Source organism: Thioclava sp. NG1 (assembly GCF_003122275.1).
GTDB classification, from domain to species: Bacteria; Pseudomonadota; Alphaproteobacteria; order Rhodobacterales; family Rhodobacteraceae; genus Thioclava; species Thioclava nitratireducens.
In genome coordinates, this window is sequence record NZ_QFBB01000013.1 from 72,400 (window position 1) to 90,127 (window position 17,728).

General features: G+C 58.0%; 19 protein-coding genes and 1 pseudogene. 6 read left to right on the top strand and 14 right to left on the bottom strand.

From position 1 onward, the window contains the following. Positions 1-48: 48 nt before the first annotated feature. From DEM26_RS18755 to DEM26_RS18780, 6 genes are read right to left on the bottom strand one after another with little or no spacing between them, the layout of a single operon-like run. Positions 49-810 (bottom strand): LamB/YcsF family protein, encoded by a 762-nt coding sequence (locus DEM26_RS18755; protein WP_109173110.1) that lies wholly within the window; start codon positions 808-810, stop codon positions 49-51. Next, positions 807-1,205, bottom strand: a complete 399-nt coding sequence (locus DEM26_RS18760; RefSeq protein WP_109173111.1) for a biotin/lipoyl-containing protein — start codon at positions 1,203-1,205, stop codon at positions 807-809. Before DEM26_RS18760 ends, DEM26_RS18755 begins: the two co-directional genes overlap by 4 nt. Then, complete coding sequence (locus DEM26_RS18765; RefSeq protein WP_109173112.1) at positions 1,206-2,171, bottom strand: biotin-dependent carboxyltransferase family protein; 966 nt, start codon at positions 2,169-2,171, stop codon at positions 1,206-1,208. It lies immediately after the preceding gene. Continuing rightward, entirely contained in the window at positions 2,168-2,821 is a 654-nt protein-coding gene (gene pxpB, locus DEM26_RS18770) for a 5-oxoprolinase subunit PxpB (RefSeq protein WP_109173113.1), read from the bottom strand. Before pxpB ends, DEM26_RS18765 begins: the two co-directional genes overlap by 4 nt. Further along, positions 2,814-4,202, bottom strand: coding sequence for an acetyl-CoA carboxylase biotin carboxylase subunit (gene accC, locus DEM26_RS18775; protein WP_109173114.1), 1,389 nt, complete (start codon positions 4,200-4,202; stop codon positions 2,814-2,816). Before accC ends, pxpB begins: the two co-directional genes overlap by 8 nt. Beyond that, positions 4,199-4,624 carry an acetyl-CoA carboxylase biotin carboxyl carrier protein gene (locus tag DEM26_RS18780; protein ID WP_109173115.1) on the bottom strand — a complete coding sequence of 142 codons (426 nt, stop codon included), beginning with the start codon at positions 4,622-4,624 and terminating at the stop codon, positions 4,199-4,201. The genes accC and DEM26_RS18780 overlap by 4 nt, the downstream gene beginning before the upstream one ends. Before the next feature lie 219 nt (positions 4,625-4,843). Between DEM26_RS18780 and DEM26_RS18785 the strand changes: the two genes are divergently transcribed. Continuing rightward, positions 4,844-5,518 (top strand): 4-carboxy-4-hydroxy-2-oxoadipate aldolase/oxaloacetate decarboxylase, encoded by a 675-nt coding sequence (locus DEM26_RS18785; protein ID WP_109173116.1) that lies wholly within the window; start codon positions 4,844-4,846, stop codon positions 5,516-5,518. Positions 5,519-5,547: 29 nt separating this feature from the next. Here the strand turns inward: DEM26_RS18785 and DEM26_RS18790 are convergent, their stop codons facing one another. From DEM26_RS18790 to DEM26_RS18800, 3 genes are read right to left on the bottom strand one after another with little or no spacing between them, the layout of a single operon-like run. Further along, positions 5,548-6,576: a LacI family DNA-binding transcriptional regulator gene (locus DEM26_RS18790; protein WP_233243207.1), complete on the bottom strand. Its 1,029-nt coding sequence runs from the start codon at positions 6,574-6,576 to the stop codon at positions 5,548-5,550. Between the two features lie 27 nt (positions 6,577-6,603). Next, entirely contained in the window at positions 6,604-7,197 is a 594-nt protein-coding gene (locus tag DEM26_RS18795; RefSeq protein ID WP_233243208.1) for a gluconokinase, read from the bottom strand. After that, on the bottom strand, positions 7,151-7,942 hold the full coding sequence (locus tag DEM26_RS18800) for an SDR family oxidoreductase (RefSeq protein WP_109173118.1): 792 nt from the start codon (positions 7,940-7,942) through the stop codon (positions 7,151-7,153). Before DEM26_RS18800 ends, DEM26_RS18795 begins: the two co-directional genes overlap by 47 nt. 124 nt (positions 7,943-8,066) lie before the next feature. Between DEM26_RS18800 and DEM26_RS18805 the strand changes: the two genes are divergently transcribed. Then, the gene (locus DEM26_RS18805; RefSeq protein ID WP_109173119.1) at positions 8,067-9,014 is read left to right on the top strand and encodes a 2-hydroxyacid dehydrogenase; all 948 of its coding nucleotides are present in this window, start codon (positions 8,067-8,069) and stop codon (positions 9,012-9,014) included. A gap of 9 nt (positions 9,015-9,023) precedes the next feature. Further along, a complete protein-coding gene (locus tag DEM26_RS18810; RefSeq protein ID WP_109173120.1) occupies positions 9,024-10,064 on the top strand; it encodes an L-idonate 5-dehydrogenase in 1,041 nt (346 codons plus the stop codon). 225 nt (positions 10,065-10,289) lie between these two features. Here DEM26_RS18810 and DEM26_RS18815 read toward each other — a convergent pair whose 3' ends face one another. Continuing rightward, positions 10,290-11,192, bottom strand: a complete 903-nt coding sequence (locus DEM26_RS18815; protein WP_109173121.1) for a LysR substrate-binding domain-containing protein — start codon at positions 11,190-11,192, stop codon at positions 10,290-10,292. A gap of 222 nt (positions 11,193-11,414) precedes the next feature. Between DEM26_RS18815 and DEM26_RS18820 the strand changes: the two genes are divergently transcribed. The 3 genes from DEM26_RS18820 to DEM26_RS18830 are packed head-to-tail and all read left to right on the top strand — an operon-like array spanning position 11,415 to position 14,358. After that, positions 11,415-12,404 (top strand): TRAP transporter substrate-binding protein, encoded by a 990-nt coding sequence (locus tag DEM26_RS18820; RefSeq protein ID WP_109173122.1) that lies wholly within the window; start codon positions 11,415-11,417, stop codon positions 12,402-12,404. A gap of 1 nt (position 12,405) precedes the next feature. Further along, positions 12,406-12,999: a TRAP transporter small permease subunit gene (locus DEM26_RS18825; protein WP_199224703.1), complete on the top strand. Its 594-nt coding sequence runs from the start codon at positions 12,406-12,408 to the stop codon at positions 12,997-12,999. A gap of 54 nt (positions 13,000-13,053) precedes the next feature. Then, positions 13,054-14,358: a TRAP transporter large permease gene (locus DEM26_RS18830; RefSeq protein ID WP_109173123.1), complete on the top strand. Its 1,305-nt coding sequence runs from the start codon at positions 13,054-13,056 to the stop codon at positions 14,356-14,358. 294 nt (positions 14,359-14,652) lie between these two features. On the opposite strand, the gene DEM26_RS18835 is transcribed toward DEM26_RS18830, so the two are convergent. The 4 genes and pseudogenes from DEM26_RS18835 to DEM26_RS18850 all read right to left on the bottom strand — a co-directional run bounded on the left by DEM26_RS18835 (position 14,653) and on the right by DEM26_RS18850 (position 17,602). Further along, the gene (locus DEM26_RS18835) at positions 14,653-14,970 is read right to left on the bottom strand and encodes a winged helix-turn-helix domain-containing protein (RefSeq protein WP_109173124.1); all 318 of its coding nucleotides are present in this window, start codon (positions 14,968-14,970) and stop codon (positions 14,653-14,655) included. Positions 14,971-15,205: 235 nt separating this feature from the next. Beyond that, a pseudogene (locus DEM26_RS18840) lies at positions 15,206-16,198 on the bottom strand (IS30 family transposase). A gap of 188 nt (positions 16,199-16,386) precedes the next feature. Continuing rightward, positions 16,387-16,842, bottom strand: a complete 456-nt coding sequence (locus DEM26_RS18845; protein WP_109173125.1) for an invasion associated locus B family protein — start codon at positions 16,840-16,842, stop codon at positions 16,387-16,389. Next, positions 16,832-17,602, bottom strand: a complete 771-nt coding sequence (locus DEM26_RS18850) for a YadA-like family protein (protein WP_078523251.1) — start codon at positions 17,600-17,602, stop codon at positions 16,832-16,834. Before DEM26_RS18850 ends, DEM26_RS18845 begins: the two co-directional genes overlap by 11 nt. Between the last annotated feature and the right edge of the window lie 126 nt (positions 17,603-17,728).

The window sequence follows — 17,728 nt, forward strand, 5'->3', positions numbered from 1 at the left end:
TCCTATCTGTTTTGTGTCTGGTTGATCCGGTCAACGCCGGACGCGCCCCTACTGGGCGGTGAGCGGAACGATCTCTCCGCCCCGATTGGCGATCGCCTGTCTGAGCCGGGTCGCGAGGGCGACAGCACCGGGTGTGTCGGAATGCAGCAGCACAGACTGCACTGGCATCTCGATTTCTTCGCCGGTTACGCAGGTCAGTTTGCGTTCGAGGAGCACGCGTATCACTCGCTCGACAACTTCTGTCTCGTTCTTGATGAGCGCACCGGCTTGATTTCGCGGTGCGAGTTGGCCATCCGGTGTATAGCCGCGATCGGCGAGGAACAGTCGGATTACCTTGCCCCCCCGTTCGAGTGCCGCGCGCTCAAGCGCGCTGCCAGGCAACACGAGGAAGGCTATTTCAGGATCGAAATCCATCGTTGCGCGAGCGACTGCTTCGGCGATTGCAGGATCGCTGCTGGCGAGATTTCCCAGCGCGCCGTGCGGGTTCATGTGCGTAATTCCGTGGCCAGCACGTCGAGCAAACGCATCGAGAGCCCCGATTTGATAGAGTATATGAGCCTCGAGCTCATCGAGGTCCATTTCCAATTTGCGCCGGCCAAAACCCATGCGGTCAGGAAAACTGACATGCGCCCCGAGATCGACGCCATGCTCCCGAGCAAGTCTCACGGTACGCTCCATGATCATCGGGTCGCCGGCGTGATAGCCGCACGCGACATTAGCCGAACTGATTTGGCCCATGAGCGCGGCGTCATCGGCGATGCTGTAGGGCCCGAAGCCTTCGCCCATATCCGAATTTATGTCGATCTTCATTGGACGACCTCCAATTCAAAGAGAACGTCGCCGTAACCTGTGACCTGTCCTTCCGCGACTAGCGCCGCAGTCAACGTACCTGCAGCTGGCGCGCAGAACGGGAGGCGCACACCATCATCATCGATGTAGCCCAACACCTGTCCTTCGCTGACGGCGGCGCCTGCACTCACAGGCTCCAGGCCGTCATCGCGCCCTACAGCGATAAACCGTCCGAGTCCGGGACTCTTTACCTGCTCTTTGGGTGCGGCATTGAGAGGCGCGATCTCCGACGCAGCCGGCTCCGCGTCGCCGAGCACGAGACGCAAGTGGTCGCCTGCGCCATCCACTTCGAGGAGTTTGCTTCCAGTGCGACGCATCGCCTCCACAAGGCGCGTCATCTCTGTTTCAGAATACATTTAGCTCCATCCCTTCTGAAATTCGTGAAGGTCGAGAAGGCGGCGGCAGTTTTCAAGCAGAGCCGTTTCTTCGATTTCGGCGTCGCGGGCTTCAGCAAGCGTGATCAGCTCGAAGCGCACATTGTCGCCGGCCCGCGCCTGTCCGATCCGCCAAAGGTCGGGTTCGATCACGCAGGCGATCTTTGGGTAGCCTCCCATCGTGGCAGAGTCTGCGAGCTGAATAATAGGCTGCCCGCCGCCCGGCACTTGGACGATGCCGGGAGCAATACCGTGCGAGCGCAGCTCCCCGGTGGCTTGCCGTGTCAGTTCAGGGCCTTGAAGGCGATAACCTTGCCGATTGCTGGCCGGGGTAATGGTATAGGTTTGCGAGAAAAAAGCGTCGCGTGAGGCCTGAGAGAATTCTTCCGTTTCAGCAGACGGTAGAACGCGCAATACAATATCAGCGCCGCCAAGCGGGCGAAGGGGCGGAAGCGAATAGCTCAAGGGGCGCATTTGGGTGCTTGCCGAAACTGGGCGCAGAATATCACCGGCCTCCAGAACTCGCCCCTCAATGCCTCCGAATGCCTCTCTCAGCTGAGTGCTTCTTGAACCCAGTACTCTTGGCACATCGATGCCGCCCGGAAGGCTCAGGTAAACCTGCGCACCTTGTGTAAGGGGGCCAAGGGTCAATACCTGCCCGGCGCGCGCATTGCCCGCCCAGACCCGTGGCAAGGAAACACCATCGAGCGTCGCTTTGCTGGCGGCGCCGACGAGTGCGAAATTGCTATCCTCAACGAACCGAAACTGGGCCGGAGTGAGAGGAATCTCGAGAGTGGCCGCTTCTTCGTCGTTGCCGAGAAGCAGGTTCGCCACGCGATGCGCCAGCGGATCCATAGCCCCCGCTCGGCCGAGCCCCTGTGCCCAGTAGCCGAAGCGCCCCAGATCCTGAATCGTCGCGAGCGGCGGGATCGAAATGACCTCGATCATGCGATCACCTCCGTTGGCTTGAAGCGTATCTGATCTCCTGGTCTCAGCAGCGACGCAGGCTTCCTTGTGGGGTCAAAGAAACACACATCGGCGGAACCAATCGTATTCCAGCCACTCGGTCCCGCTGACGCCGAAACCCCGGTCTGAAGCCCCGCGATTGAAAGCGACCCGCCGGGTAGCGTTTTCAGGGGTACTTTTCGACGGGGAGTTTCCAGGCGAGGATCCAGCCCGCCGAGGTAGCAATAGCCAGCATGACTACCGACGGCATAGACAGTGTAGTCGGAACGGCAGTGCAGGCGCACAACCTCATCGACCGTTAGGCCGGTCAGGGAGCAGACATCCTGAAGGTGGGGCCCTCCGGCGCCGCCATAAGTGGTGTCTATCTCCAGCACTTTTCCTGTCAGGTCTTTCTTGTCCCCGGTTGCCCAAAGCGCATCAAGGTCGCGTTCGAGGGTGGCGAGTTCGTTCGGGACTCGCTCGAAGCGAATAGTGACGTTGGTCATTCCAGGCACTGCTTCGACCACGTCGTCGCGTTGGCCGAGCGTCTCCGCCATGGACCAGAAGCGTCGCTGATGTTCGAGATCGAATGGGCAATCCACTTGATAGAGAAACGTGCGGCTGCCAATCGGGAATACGCCGGACTTAGGCATTGCTGGCCTCGCGTTTCTCGAGCCAATGCTCAAAATGATGGATTGAGACGCCACCTTCAGCAAAGCCAGTGTCGACCAACAACTGGCTGTGCAGTGCAATATTCGTCTTTACTCCCTCGATCTGCATTTCCTCCAGCGCGGCCCGCGCGCGGGAGAGCGCCTCGTCGCGGTCGACGCCGAAGGCGATGATCTTGGCTATCATCGAGTCGTAACTCGCGGAGACCTCGGTGCCTGAAGCAATATGCGTATCGACGCGCACCCCCGGCCCGCCGGGGGCGTGCATCTTACTGACGCGCCCCGGGCTAGGTGCAAAACTTTCTGGGTCCTCAGCATTGATCCGACACTCAATGGCGTGGCCCTCGGTTCGAACCTGCTCTTGCGAGAGGGGCAGGGGACGGCCACGCGCCACGTCGATCTGAAGCGCCACAATATCGAGACCGGTGACCATCTCGGTAACCGGATGCTCAACTTGAATGCGTGTGTTCATCTCGATGAAGTAGAATTGCCCGTCTTCGTAGAGAAACTCGAAGGTGCCAGCACCGACATAGCCGATCTCTGCGCAGGACCGGGCGCAGCGGGTACCAATCTCTTCAATCAGACCGCGATCAATTCCGGGCGCAGGCGCTTCTTCGATGAGTTTTTGGTGCCGACGCTGCATCGAGCAGTCGCGATCTCCGAGCCATAGTGCTGTCCCGTGAGCGTCAGCGAGGATTTGGATCTCGACGTGGCGCGGCTTTTCAAGGAACTTTTCCATGTAGATGTCGGGATTGCCGAAGAACCGCTGAGCTTCCTGACGAGTAAGCATAAAGGCCTCGGCAAGTTTGGCAGCCTCGCGGACAATTCGCATGCCGCGGCCTCCGCCACCGCCTGCGGCTTTGAGTATGACGGGATACCCAATCTGCTCGGCGATCGCAGCGATCGCTTCAGGGTCATTTGGAAGCACACTATCGGGCCCAGGTACGCAGGGAACATCCGCGGCAATCATTGCTGCCTTGGCTTCGACTTTGTCGCCCATACGCCGCATGATTTCGGCGCTCGGGCCCACGAGGGTCATCCCAGCTTTTTCCACGGCTTCAGCAAAGTCGGCGTTTTCGGAGAGAAAGCCGTAGCCGGGATGGATCAGGTCGGCCTCAAGCAATTGGGCTGCGCGGATTACTGCAGGAATATTCAAATAACTTTTTGCTGCGGCTGCAGGACCGATGCAGATCGCATCATCGGCGCAGGCGAGATAAGCCGCGCCTCGATCAGCTTCTGAAAATCCACATACAACTCGGAGCCCGAGACGCCGGCAAGCGCGGATAATGCGGAGCGCAATTTCACCCCGATTGGCGACAAAGACGGTCTGGCGATCAGAAGGGGAAGTACTCTTTGAATCGGTCATGCGCGCACCTTGATTAGCGGGGCTCCAGCCTCGACCGACGCCCCTTCCTCGACGCAAATCTCGACGACTGCACCGTCGCGATCGGCATTTACAGAAGTCATGAGTTTCATAGCCTCGACCAAACAAAGGGTCTGACCTTTGCTCACTGTGTCGCCGACCGTCACGAAGGGGTCCGCACCGCCTTCCTTTGCTAGGTAACACACGCCCGAAAGCGGCGCGCAAATGATATGTGACCCGTTCTCTTCGGCGTCGGACGCGGCAGGCGCAGGTTCATCGGAACTACTTGCATGCGGTGCCGATGATCCGGCTTCGCTGCGAACAATCGTTACGCGGCGCCCGTCGAGCTGGAAGCTGTATTCGGCTATTTTGTTATGCGAGGCCCATTCCATGCTCGAGATTAAGGAGTCGATCGATATTGGCATGTAAATTTCGGCTCCTCTTTGGTGCGGTTCAGGGGGTGCACCAAAACTAGCACCGCGCGGCGGCAATGATGTCAGAGCGGTTTGAAATGACCTCGGACCGGTCTGGCATAACGAAGCGCTCTGACATCAGACCTAGTTGCTGTTATCATCGATGAACGCTTCTCGCTTAGGTTGGCCCCCAACGACCCACACCAAAATTGTCGAGGAGGGCGGCGTCAAATGCCCCATATCATTACTAAATTTGAGCGAGCCGCGCCTGAGGACGTGGCATCGCTTGCTAAGTTTGGAAGCGCGACGATCCATGAGGCGCAAGGGCGACTTGGAGCGCTTAGCTCACGGCTAAAACCGATCGACCGCGCAATGTCCCTGTGCGGTCCGGCGTTTACTGTGCAGAGCGCCCCGCGCGATAACATCATGCTGCAACTTGCGATCCATTACGCCCAAAAAGGAGACGTGATCGTAGTCTCTGCTGGCGAATACGAAGAAGCTGGCTGCTTCGGGGATGTTCTCGGCAATGCTTGCTTGGCCAAAGGGATTGCCGGCGTTGTGACGGATACTGGCGTGCGCGATACTCAGGCTTTGATCGAGCTTGGCCTGCCCGTGTTTTCGCTAAGCGTTTGCATCAAAGGAACGGTGAAAGAGACCCTCGGCCAGACTGGCCGCGACATCATTATCGGAGGCGAACTCGTCCGTCCTGGTGACGTGATCCGTGGCGATGCAGATGGGCTCGTCGTGGTTCGCCGGGAGGATGCTGCTGAGGTGGCGCGGAAATCGCAGGCGCGCGAGGACGTCGAAGCAGAACTCATCGAGCAGTACAAATCCGGCCGCACAGTTATCGACCTGTGCAACCTCGCTCCAGTGCTTGAAGCCAAGGGGCTGACGACAGACTTGTGATACCTCCCCAGTTCCGCTCAGCTCTCGCTTCAGGGAGTTGAGCGGCGCAAAATGAGATCAGGCTGAAGTGCCTGCCACAGCGCGGCGCCCGGGGGCGACGGTCCCTCAAGCAAAGTCAGCACCATGTCGGCACATCGGCTACCTATAAGACCTGCGTGAACGTCGATTGTGGTGAGCGGTGGTTCACAAACGCGACCGATCTCGTAGTTTCCGAAGCCCGCGATCGCAATGTCGTCGGGCACCTCGACCCCGAGGCGTCGACATTGCTGCAACGCGCCGAAAGCCACGAGGTCCGAGACGCAGATTAGTCCGTCCGTATCTCCGAAGAGGTTAATTAAACGTTCAAGCCCGGACGCACCCTCGGACATACCGACCGGGGCTGGTCCCGCCGGTATGAGGCGGTTCGTTTCTAGCCCGTGTTCTCTCAGCGCGGCAACGAAACCAGCCCTGCGCTGAGCCCCACGTGAGTCATTCGTGGCTTCCCCTCCGAGAAACGCGAGCCTGCGCCTCCCTGTTTTCACCAAGTGGTCGACCAAACCCTTCACCGCGGACTCGTTTGAGAACCCGACTACGTGCCCAATCGGTTTGGCGGGCAGATCCCAAATCTCGACCACCGGAATGGACGCTTTAGCGAGCAAAGCGCGAGTCCGCGGAGTGTGTTGCCCTCCGGTCAGTACGATCGCTTCGGGGTTTCGCTGCAGTAACTGCGCGATTAGCCGCTCTTCTTCATTGGGATCATATTCGGTGTTCGTCAGAAGAATCTGGATGTTCTTTTTCAGCAAACCTTTCGAAAGCTCGCGCACCGTCGCCGAAAAATTGGCGTTCTCAATCGACGGCACGGTGACCGCGACAAAACCTGTCCGGCTTTGCCGCAAGTTAGACGCGGTCGCGTCAAAGACGTAACCAAGCTCTTCGGCTTTCAACAAAATGCTTGTTCGGGTTTTGGCGCTGATCCCACTCTCGCCCTTGAAGGCGCGCGAAACGGTCATAGCCGAGACGCCAAGAGCCGCCGCTATGTCGGACATCTTAACCTTGCCGCTACGCGTAGGCGTTTTCATTGAACATCTCCCTACTCGGCGCGATGACTACCCCGCGCAAGCAATTTGGGCAACAGACCCGGAGCGCCCTGCAAGCCTTGACAGGATATGCTCCGCGATCGCGTCCGGAGAATGCTCGATGCTGACGGTCAAAGCGCCTTCTGAAGGGCTTGGGGGGTCCAAGGTCTCCAGTTGGCTGTCGAGTAGCGCACTCGGCATGAAATGATCTCGACGCGCCTCTAAGCGCGCGCGCAGAAGAGCGCGCGTGCCGTGAAGATAGATGAATGTCGGCTCCGCGGGTTTTGCGTTTGCGCGAATAAGGTGTCGGTAGCTTGCTTTTAGCGCGGAGCAGCCGAGGATCAGTCCTTCCCGCCTCTCTGCCAGGCTGCGTCCGCATGCGGCAAGCCAAGGGGCGCGATCCAAGTCATTCAAGGGTAGGCCCGTTCGCATCTTCTCGACGTTGGACTCCGGGTGCAGATCGTCTCCGTCAATATACGTGAGACCAGAAGCACGCGAGAGCGCCTCTCCGACAGTGGATTTTCCGCTGCCGCAGACGCCCATCAGCACAAAATGCCTGCGGTTTAGCTGGTTGCGCTCAAAGCGAAGCACTGATCGCACCATCAACGAAGAGAACATGACCATTAACGAAGCTCGACGCGTCTGAAGAAAGGAATATGCAGGCTCCAACCAATTCCTCTACCTTGCCCCACCGACCCGCGGGCGTGCGCTTTTGAAGCCACGAGGTAAACTCGGGATCAGCGACCAACGCGGCATTCAGTGGTGTCTCGAAGTAACCCGGAGCGATCGCGTTGCATTGCAGGCCATGCTTCGCCCAGTCGGTCGCCATACCTTTCGTGAGGTTGGCCACCGCGCCCTTCGTCGCTGTGTAAGGCGCAATTCCGGGGCGCGCGAGGGCAGTTTGGACCGAGCAAATGTTAATTATCTTCCCGCGTCCGCGCCCGATCATGTAACGCGCAACAGCCTGCCCAACGTTGAACACAGACGAAACGTTGGTTCGCAAGAGGGCCTCGAAGCGCTCTGCCGGGAAATCTTCAAGTGGGCTACGATGCTGCATCCCGGCATTGTTCACGAGAATGTCGATTGGCCCTTCCGAAAGCTCGAAATTGTCGACTGCTTTTCGTGCCGCCTCGTGGTCCGTGACATCAAAGCAGAGCGCGTGCACGCTCGCGTTCGGAAGGACGGCGAGGATTTCGTCACGTGCGTGTTGAACTTTAGTCTCGTTTCGACCGTTCAGCACAACGGCAGCTCCCGCCCGGGCCAGCCCGAGCGCCAAGGCGAACCCAATGCCTTGCGACGAGCCGGTGATCAGGGCGCACTTCCCGCCCAGTCCGAAAGTGTTTTCGAGATAGTCATTTTGCATGGTCATGGGGCGGTCCTCATTTCGGTGTCGACAAGGCTTTCTGCTCACATTATGTTATCGATAACTTTCCGTCGTCAAGTCGGGATTCGTGTGTCTCAGACTGGACGCGAGCAACTGAGGAGATAACCTTATGTCCAAACCCGTGGTCCTGCAGATGGGCGGCTATCCCGCGTGGGACGAAAAGCCGTTGAACGAAGCCTTCGATATCCGCCGCTATTTCGACGCCGAAGATAAGGCTGCCTATCTGTCCGAACATGGCCCGTCGGTTCGTGCCATTGCTACCCGCGGCGAACTGGGTGCGTCTCGTGATGTCATCTCCGCGTGTCCGCAGTTGGAGCTCGTGTCGGTCTATGGCGTGGGCTATGATGCTGTGGATCTCGATGCCTGCAGCGAGCGCGGTATTCGGGTTACGAATACTCCCGATGTGCTCTCCGGTGACGTGGCGGATTTTGCCGTAACGATGATGCTTGCGCAGTCGCGCGGTGTCGTGGCGGGCGATGCTTGGGTTCGGAATGGCCAATGGGCAGGGCAGGGCGCTCTGCCTTTGCAGCGTCGTGTCTTCGGGCGCCGCGCCGGTATTCTCGGCCTCGGTCGCATCGGTTTCGAGATTGCCAAACGACTCGCGGGCTTCGGTATGCAAATCAGCTACTCCGACGTCGCGCCGAAAGTCTACGCACCGGACTGGGCATTCGTCGAGGATGTGGAGTTGCTGGCCCGCGAGAGTGATTTCCTTTTTGTGGCAGCTGCGGCTTCGGAGGAAACCCGTCACATCGTGAATGCACCCGTGCTAGAGTCGCTTGGCCCGGATGGTATGCTTATAAACGTCTCGCGGGCTTCGAATGTCGATGAGGAAGCTCTGCTCGCCGCTCTTAGTGACGGCACGCTCGGCTCCGCAGCGCTTGACGTGTTTGAGGGCGAGCCCAGGCTCGACGAGCGCTTCTGCAATGTGCCGAACATTCTTCTTCAGCCACATCAAGCTTCTGGCACCGTCGAAACTCGCAAAGCGATGGGGGAGCTAGTGCGCGCTAACCTGGCCGCACATTTTCAAGGCGCCCCCCTTCTGACCCCCGTGATTTGAGGTAGGCCTATGAAATCCATTATTATTCATGGTCCGAAAGACCTTCGTATCGAGGCAGCCCCTTCGGCAGAAGCTCGCGAGCTTACGCCCGGCGAAGTGCGCATTCGCACAGCGGCAGGGGGAGTCTGCGGCTCCGACTTGCACTACTATCACCACGGCGGCTTCGGGTCAGTACGTTTGCGCGAACCGATGGTGCTGGGTCATGAGGTTTCCGGCTATGTGACGGAAATCGGCCCCGGCGTTTCGGGGCTAGAAATCGGGGACCTCGTGGCGATATCCCCCTCGCGCCCCTGCGGTGCCTGTGGCTTCTGTCATGAAGGGCTGCCCAACCACTGCGAGAACATGCGCTTCTACGGATCCGCAATGCCGTTCCCCCATATTCAGGGTGTTTTTCGCGAAGAACTTGTTGTCTCGGCGTCTCAATGCGTGGTGGCAAATGGCCTCACGCCCGGCGAAGCTGCATTAGCAGAGCCGCTCGCCGTGACGCTTCACGCCATGCGTCGCGCCGGGCCGCTTTTGGGCAAACGGGTTCTGATTACAGGTTGCGGTCCGATTGGCCTCCTCGCCATTGCTTCGGCGCGGCTTGCGGGGGCGAGCGAAATCATTGCGACTGACCTTTCAGATTTTACGCTCGCGATGGCGCGCGAGATGGGTGCGGCATCGACGATTAACGCCGGGAAGGCACCCGAGGCGCTAGATCGGTATACAAGTGGCAAAGGATACTTCGACGCGCTGTTCGAATGCACTGGCGTCGCCCAGGGCCTGCTGCCTGCGCTTGAAACCATGCGTCCCCGTGGGGTGGTGGTACAACTCGGCCTTGGGGGAGATGTCCCGCTCCCACTGACCAAGATCGCGGCAAAAGAACTCGACCTGCGAGGCTCGTTCCGCTTTCACGAGGAATTTCCTTTGGGCGTGCGAGCGATGCAGCAGCGTCGTCTCGACCTGCGCTCTCTGATCACCCACGAATTTGCCGTTGATGATGCGGAGCAAGCGTTTCTGACCGCCACGGATCGAAGCGTCGCAATCAAGGCGCAAATCCTTTTCTCATGAGCTCAATTTCGTTATCGATACCACCTCAGTCAGGGGCGGGTTCGAAGTGAACCTCCCCTGTTGCGAGTATCCGCCGAAATGGCCGCATCATAAGATTCGAAATGCTGAACGACATGGCCGCCGTTCTCGAATGTGCCCCCAACGAGCTCCTAATGATTTAGGTTTGATCCAAGCGCCCAGTTTGCTTCCCGAATGGGCTTCAGTCGGTAGCTGCGGCCGCTCTGATCAATCGGTAAGTTGACGCGCCAGCTCGACCAAATTTTTCTTAACCATCAATGTTGCTTCGGACAGCGGCAACTGCGCGGACCAACAGACCGACATGTTGGTCCGCATATTCGGTCGCCGTATCTGACAGATACGCGCTTCGGGAATCCTCCGCTTCACAGCCCGTGCCGCGGACAGCGGAAGGATCGTGTCGCCGAGCCCCTCACCAAGCGCGTTCGATAGGACCGAAACCGACTCCGTCTGCGCGATCACCCGCGCTGTAAGTCCGGCCCGGGCAAGCGTCGTGTCGATCACCTGACGAAGCGTATGTATCTTGCTAGGGAGAATGAGCGGACGCGCCACAGCTTCGGCGAAAGTCAGTTCCCCGCCGTTTTCGAAGCTGTTTGAAATGGTAACAAAATGCAGTTCTTCCGTCGAAATCTTTTCGAAAGATAGGGTGGGAATGGCGCCCGGATCGAAAATGAGGGCGACGTCCATCTTGCCGGTCATGATAAGTTCGCTCATCGTGCCGCCGCCAACGTTCTCATTGACGTAAAGCACGATGCCCGGAAAGTCTTCACGAAGCTTATTGATCAACTGTGCGGCGAGCAAGGAACCGAGTCCCAGCGGCGCCAGTCCCACTCGCACCAGACCTCGAATGTCCTCTGAAGCGCTCTGTATGTCGAGTTCGGCCTCCTCCATCTGTCGAAGGATGAGCTGCGAATGGCGATAGAGAACTTTACCCGCCTCTGTCGGAACGACACCGCGCTTGGATCGAACGAGAAGGGGCTTTCCGTAATGTGCTTCAAGGGCAGCGATCTGCTGACTCAGTGCTGGTTGCGCAATGTGAAGGATTGCAGAAGCACGCGTGATGCTGCCAATGTCGATAATTTTTACGAAGGAGTAAAGTTTTCTTACATCCATGCTTCAGGTTTTCTTGTTCTGTTCGTCGCCCCGGCACCTCAACGTAGAAGCAATGCCTCGGTTACTCTAGTAACATAAATTTTCGCGATCACATCAGAGCGAAGCTGTGTTTCTCCTCGTGTCCCGAGGTCAGTAGCATGCCTCCTACCAAGAAGGATCATAAAGGTCTCGAGTATTCCTCGACGAGGAGCCGCAGAGGCCGAAACAATAGGGAGAACCACAATGGAATTTCTTAAACCGCTTGCGTTCGGCGCAGCAACTCTTCTCGCCACCACTGGCCTTGCCGCGGCAGAGACGAACCTTCGTCTCTCTGATGTTCTGCCGGAAAGCAACTTCATGGTCGAGAATGCTCAGACCTTCGCGGATGCTGTAGCCAAAGCGACTGATGGCGACGTTACCATCACCGTAAGCCCGGCAGGTTCTCTCGGTTTCAAGGGCCCGGATCAATTAGCAGCGGTGCGCGACGGGCTTGTCGACATGGCTGATATCAACATCAGTCAGCAGGTAGGAACCAACCCTCTCTTTGGCGCCGAAGGCGTGCCCTTCCTGGTGAGTTCGATGGAGGAGCTGAAGGAGTACCACAAGTTCTTGCGGCCGGAGTTCGAAAAGCTTTTCGAGCAGAACAATCAGAAGCTGCTCTACATGGTCCCATCGCCAGCGCAATACGTCTATCTCAAGAAAAAAGTCGATGACATCGGCGATTTTGACGGCATCCCAGTTCGCGGTGCCGACAAAAACACCGTGGACATCATCAGCAGTATCGGGATGGACGGTGTCGTAATGCCATGGGGTGAACTGCTGCCTGCACTGGCGTCGGGTAGGGTCGAGGGCGTCGCGACGTCTGCCACTTCGGGTGTCGATGGGCGTTTCTGGGAATTCCTTGACTACATCTACCCGACTAATCACACGTGGGGCTCTAATGCCGTCACGGTGAACCTCGATGTATGGAACGCACTGCCCGCAGAAGACCGCACCGCAATCGAGAAAACCGCCGCCGAACTCGAACCCAGCTTCTGGGAAGTTTCCCGCGAGAGCGACATAAAAAGCATCAAGACCATGGAAGCTGAGGGCATGACACTGGTGCCGCTTTCCGACAAATTGATGTCTGATATCCGTGATCGCGCCAAACCGGTTCAGAAAGAGTTCTTTGAGCGCGTTCCGGCGGCTAAACCGATCGCCGACGCGTTCACCAATGCCAAGACAGGCAAGTGAGATGAGCGATTTGTCCAGCGACTCCGAAACTTGTCAACCGGAACCGCGCGGACCAGCTGCGGCCCTTCAAAGGGCCGCAGATTTGGTTTCTCTTATCGGCGCTTGGTTGGCTGGTCTGTGCATCGTCAGTCTGACGTTGCTGGTGCTAACCGATATTCTTCTGGCCTTCTTTAGCCAATACCTTTCCTTTGTGCCGTCGAGCACGGGAATTGGCTGGGAATATAGCGCCTATCTTATGGGGGCAGCTTTTCTACTCGGATCGGGTATGACCCTTCGTGCCGGGCTTCAACTGCGTGTCGAGTTGGTACTATCGTCAGCAAATGCCGGTTTGGTTCGGATACTTGAAATTGTCTCGGCAGGCCTTGGCTCAGCCGTCAGTTGTTCGCTGGCTTATTGGCTCTTCGAATTCACCTTGCGAACCTATGGTTACGGCGAAGTTTCTCAGGAAAGCTTCACGCCCCTTTGGATTCCGCAGGCGATCTTAACACTGGGTGCAGGTGTCCTTGCGTTTCAGATGATAGCCCGTCTTGTCACGGCGTTCTCTGGCAACCCGGTGAATTGCGCCAAGTTGGGCGCCGCCAGCGCGATCGAATGATCAAACGGCTGGTACGCGGCCGCCTTACCACACTTATAAACTCAGGAAACTCACATGGGAGCTATCGTCTCGAGCCTTTTCGGGCTCCTTTTTGGAACCTTGGCCGCAGGTGCATGGATCGGCATCGCATTGCTTTCAACCGCGATCGGGATGACCTTCATGTTCACCCACATCCCGATCGAGCGGCTATTCCCGCAGTATGTATTCAACATCTTGACGACACCCGATCTCGTGGCGTTGCCGCTTTTCATCTTGATGGGCGAATTTCTATTTCGCACCAAGCTCTCGGAAGCACTTTTCTCTGGCCTCGCGCCTTGGGCTGGCCTTCTGCCAGGGCGGTTGCTGCACGTGAATATCGTCGGATGTTCGATTTTCGCCGCGATTTCCGGTTCCTCGGCCGCAACCACCCAAGTTGTTGGTCGCATGACCCTCAAGGAGTTGCTTGCGCGCGGTTACTCGCCTGAACTCGCGATCGGGGGGCTCGCTGGCGCTGGGACGTTAGGTTTCCTTATCCCGCCGTCCACCGTGATGATCATGTACGGGGTTTTGGCCAACGAGTCTGTGCTCCGTCTCTTCACTGCTGGCTTTCTGCCGGGCTTGTTACTCGCGTCCACTTTCGGCGCTTATATTATGATCCGAAGCGCCATGAAGCCCGAGCTTATCCCAGAATCCGAGCGTGCTATGCGTCACATGCCGCTTCGCGCGCGGATCTCAGCGTTACGTGATCTTGCTCCCGCTCTCTTCCTAATCCTGTGTGTCTTGGGTTCCATGTATGGTGGCTTGGCGACGCCATCCGAAGCTGCAGCACTAGGTGTTGTCGGGGCGTTCCTCGTAGCGCTTCACCAGCGCGCACTATCGCTCACTGTGCTCCGGGATATTGTGCTGGGGGCTGTCCAAACCTGCTCGGTCATGGGCATCATCATTCTCGGCGCCTCAGTCCTCGGCAACGTCACCTCTACTCTGGGGATTCCTGCTGCGGTCGCAAATTTTGTCACTGCGCTCGACTTGCCGCCGATTTTGCTGATCTTGGCTCTTATTCTGCTCTATCTCGTGCTTGGTACTGCGCTTGAAGGATTTTCGATGATCGCGACCACTCTCCCGGTAGTTTTGCCTCTCGTCGAGGCCGCTGGGTTCGACAAAGTTTGGTTCGGCATCTTTATGGTCCTCGTGGTGGAAATGGCCCAGATTACGCCCCCAGTGGCGTTCAATTTTGCCGTCATTCAGAACATCACTGGACGGAGCACCGGTTACATCGCGCGTGTAACCTTCCCATTCCTATTGATTATGATCCTGTTCGTGATCCTTCTCGCTCTCTTCCCCCAAGTCGTAACATTCGTTCCCGACCTATTGCTCGGCTGAATGCTGCCTTCCACGACTCGGCCGGCCTTTTGGCCGGCTCTTTTTTTGCCACCTGCGATCGCTCGGCAGTGGCCGGAATACCCGCGCGCCGCGCGGGCGGAGACAGCCGCGGACCCGCTAGATAAGGCCCATGGGTTCATGGCTCTCACCGGGGGGACTTCTGTTCCAGGCGGTCTGGTGCAAATTCGCGGCCGGCGGCGATACCGAGATGATGCGCCTTCGAAAGATCGTGGCAAGGCGGCCCTTGCCGGTACGGCTGCGGCTCGGCGCATAGCGCTATGGCGGGCGCCGTCATCAGCCCGCCGCCGCCTCTTTCACAAACAAGCAGAGCAGGTCCGGGAAACGCGCCTCCAGGTCCGACCATATCAGTTGATTGGTGCGGTTATTGCCAAGGTCGACCTGCCGGATCAGCCCGGCTTCGCGCAGTACACGGAAATAATGCGTGCGCGTCGCCTTGGTGATGGGCAGGTCGAACGAGCTGCAATCACGAATGCAGTCGGGGTCCGACGCAAGCGTCAGGACTACCTTGCGCCGCACCGAATCGGCGAGCGCCGAGAACAGGACGCCGAGCTCCACTTCTTCGCTGGCGGGATGTCCGTTCTCGTCCGGCACGTCCTATTTCCTTTTTAGTTTGCGGTCAGGTATGATCACAATCATACTTAAGTTCCAGACTCGTTAATTTTCAAAGCCAGAAGATGACAGTTGCGCAGGTTTTCGCGACGCGTTTTTTGTCCGCGAGACGCTATTGCGGAGCCAGCGGGTCCCGTCCGCTGCGGCCCCCAAAGGGTGGGAGAGTATGTTCGTCTCGGCGGCTTTGATGGCTCAAGGGTCGTTGCGACCGTTTCCGCTATCTCAGTTTCATCATTTCTTCTCTGAAGACTTCAGTTGGGGTTCGCCATCCAAGACACTTCCTTGGTGTTCCGTTCAGGCGGTCGCAAATCGCCTTCATATTGCGATTTGAGAGTGCCGCGAGCTGGGTATCACGTGGCAGATATCGACGCGCCCTTTTGTTCAGGTTCTCGACTGAGCCCTTTTGCCAGGGAGCTTGGGGATCGCAAAACCAGCTTTCCGTGCCGATGCCGGATTTCAACTTGCGCCAAGCGCGGAACTCGAAGCCGCGGTCAAAGGTGATCGATTTGCGGGCTGACTGGGGCAGGGGTTTCATCACGTCCATCAGCTTATTGATGAAGTGGGTTGAGCTGCGATCGTTGTTGCGAAACAGGACGGCAAAGCGGGTCTTGCGTTCAACCAGAGACGCCACGTTCATTGTGCCCTTGGAGCGTTCAAAGGTCATCAAATCGCCTTCCCATTCGCCAAAATTCTCGCGCGTCTTCACATGGTCAGGGCGTTGGTGGATCGACCGATCCGGTTGAAATACTTGGCCTCTGGGCCTTCTCGCATAGCGCGGTTGTCGTTTCTTGCGTCGACTGGGAAGGTGGCGGGCCAGTTGTTCAGATCAGCCTTCAGCGCTGTAGACATAAGCGTATATCGTTTCGTGGCTGACGCGAACGGGCTGATAGTCAAATCTCAGACGGCCCGAGATCTGTTCAGGTGTCCAGCCAATCTTCAGCTGAGCGATGACATGGGCGCGCAACTCGTTAAGGCGGATCAGTATCCGACGTCGGGCTCGGCGATCAGAAGCGTACTTCTGAGCATTCATGCCGTAGTAGCCACTCAGATACGGTAGTTCGTCATCCGTGAAATAGTTCCGCTTGATCTCCCTATATACGGTCGAGCGATGCCTACCGATCTCAGCTGCGATCTTGCTCACCGGCATCGTGGTATTCAACATGTCTTCGATTGCACGTCTCTCGTGCAAATCCAGCTCTGCATGGGCCATCTCCGTTCTCCTTGCTTTCCAGCAAGATAGGGGAATTGTCGCAAGCCAGTTTAGAATGTGCCCGGCTACAGACCAAAAGACGAATAATAAATATTATGTAAACATTAACGCGGCGGACGCGGAGCACGAGAAGATATCGCACGCCCCATCGACGCCAAAAGCGTTGGAGGTCAGCCGATTGCGACTTGCTATTTCTTACTCTTGATCGAAGTGATTGCGTCTGAGAGCCCAGTCGGCAAAAGCGGAATCCCGATGCGCCGACCATCCAGCCCCGTCACGGTAATCATCGCCTGCTTTCCCTGAGTTAGTGCCGCGGCTCGTGCAGACGGAAGAGCGACGCGCGCGAGGCAGCCGTTTGCGCAGTTCTCGAATTTCAAGTCCGAGATATAGACGCCGTCGACCGTGAGCCATGGCCCCTCCGTCAGGCGAACGTTGCCGGGCACTTTCACCTGTAAGACCAGACCGCCCTCGACCGGCGCGATATCCGTGCGCATCACCGTTTCGCCGGTCTTGTCCTGATTTACCTGTTCGGCCATACAAATCTGGCCGTCCGAGCAGGTCACGTCCCAGCTGCCGAAGCTCTCTCCCGCCGATGCAGCGTCAGCGAGCAGAAGCGAACCGAGCAGAACCGCCTTACCCGCCAAAGGTGACCCCCAGCCGCACGGCGGTGTGGGCTCCGTTGTCCAGCGCGCGCGCAACGCCTGTGTTCAGAAAGATGCGATTGCCATCGAGGAAGTGGTAGGAACCTACCGCGAGAGCCGACGTTCCGGCGTAGTTGCCAAGGCCGATCGAAAGAAAATTGTCGCCCTCGCCGCGCGGGTTCATGCTCAGCGCCGAAAACGCCGAAGACATCGCGCCGACCTGGGACACTTCATCGCTCAACTTGTCGATGCGCTGGTCGTTTTTCTGGATCAGCGCATTGTTCGCCGGGCCCGCCGCATCCATCGCCGCCAGCAGCTGGCCGTAGGTTGCCACGTCGCTCGCAGCGACGCCGTCGGCCACGTTCGTGATCCGCCGCTTGTTCGTCTCGGATCCGACCGAAATCGCGCCTTCGACCAGCGTCGAGCCCGCGCCCAGAGCAACCCCGTTCCCGGTGGAGCTTACCTGCATCACGTTTTGCCCGGTGTCGACATTCGTGATTGCGAAAACGCCCGCGTTGGTTCCGACGGACCAGTCCGTCGTCGGGAAAGCGGACGAAGAACTCGTGTCGTTGAACAGGATCGTCGGGCTGTCGCCGCTGACGATGATGGTGTTGTAACCGAAGTCGGTCGACGTGGTGCAACCCGAACCGACACAGGCGCTACCCATCACGACGATGTCTTGCGAAACGACCTCGGCCGCTTGCGATACAGTCCCGGTCGCAAGCAGCACCATTGCGGCCGCGGGAAGTGAATATTTTACCATGTAAAGGCGCCTCCGACAGTAATTTGCGCATCAGAACGGGTCGTGTCAGCGAACCCGACCCTATAAGGCCCAACAGGCCCGAACGTGCATATATGGACATTTGAAGGAACATATAGCGAACGAACT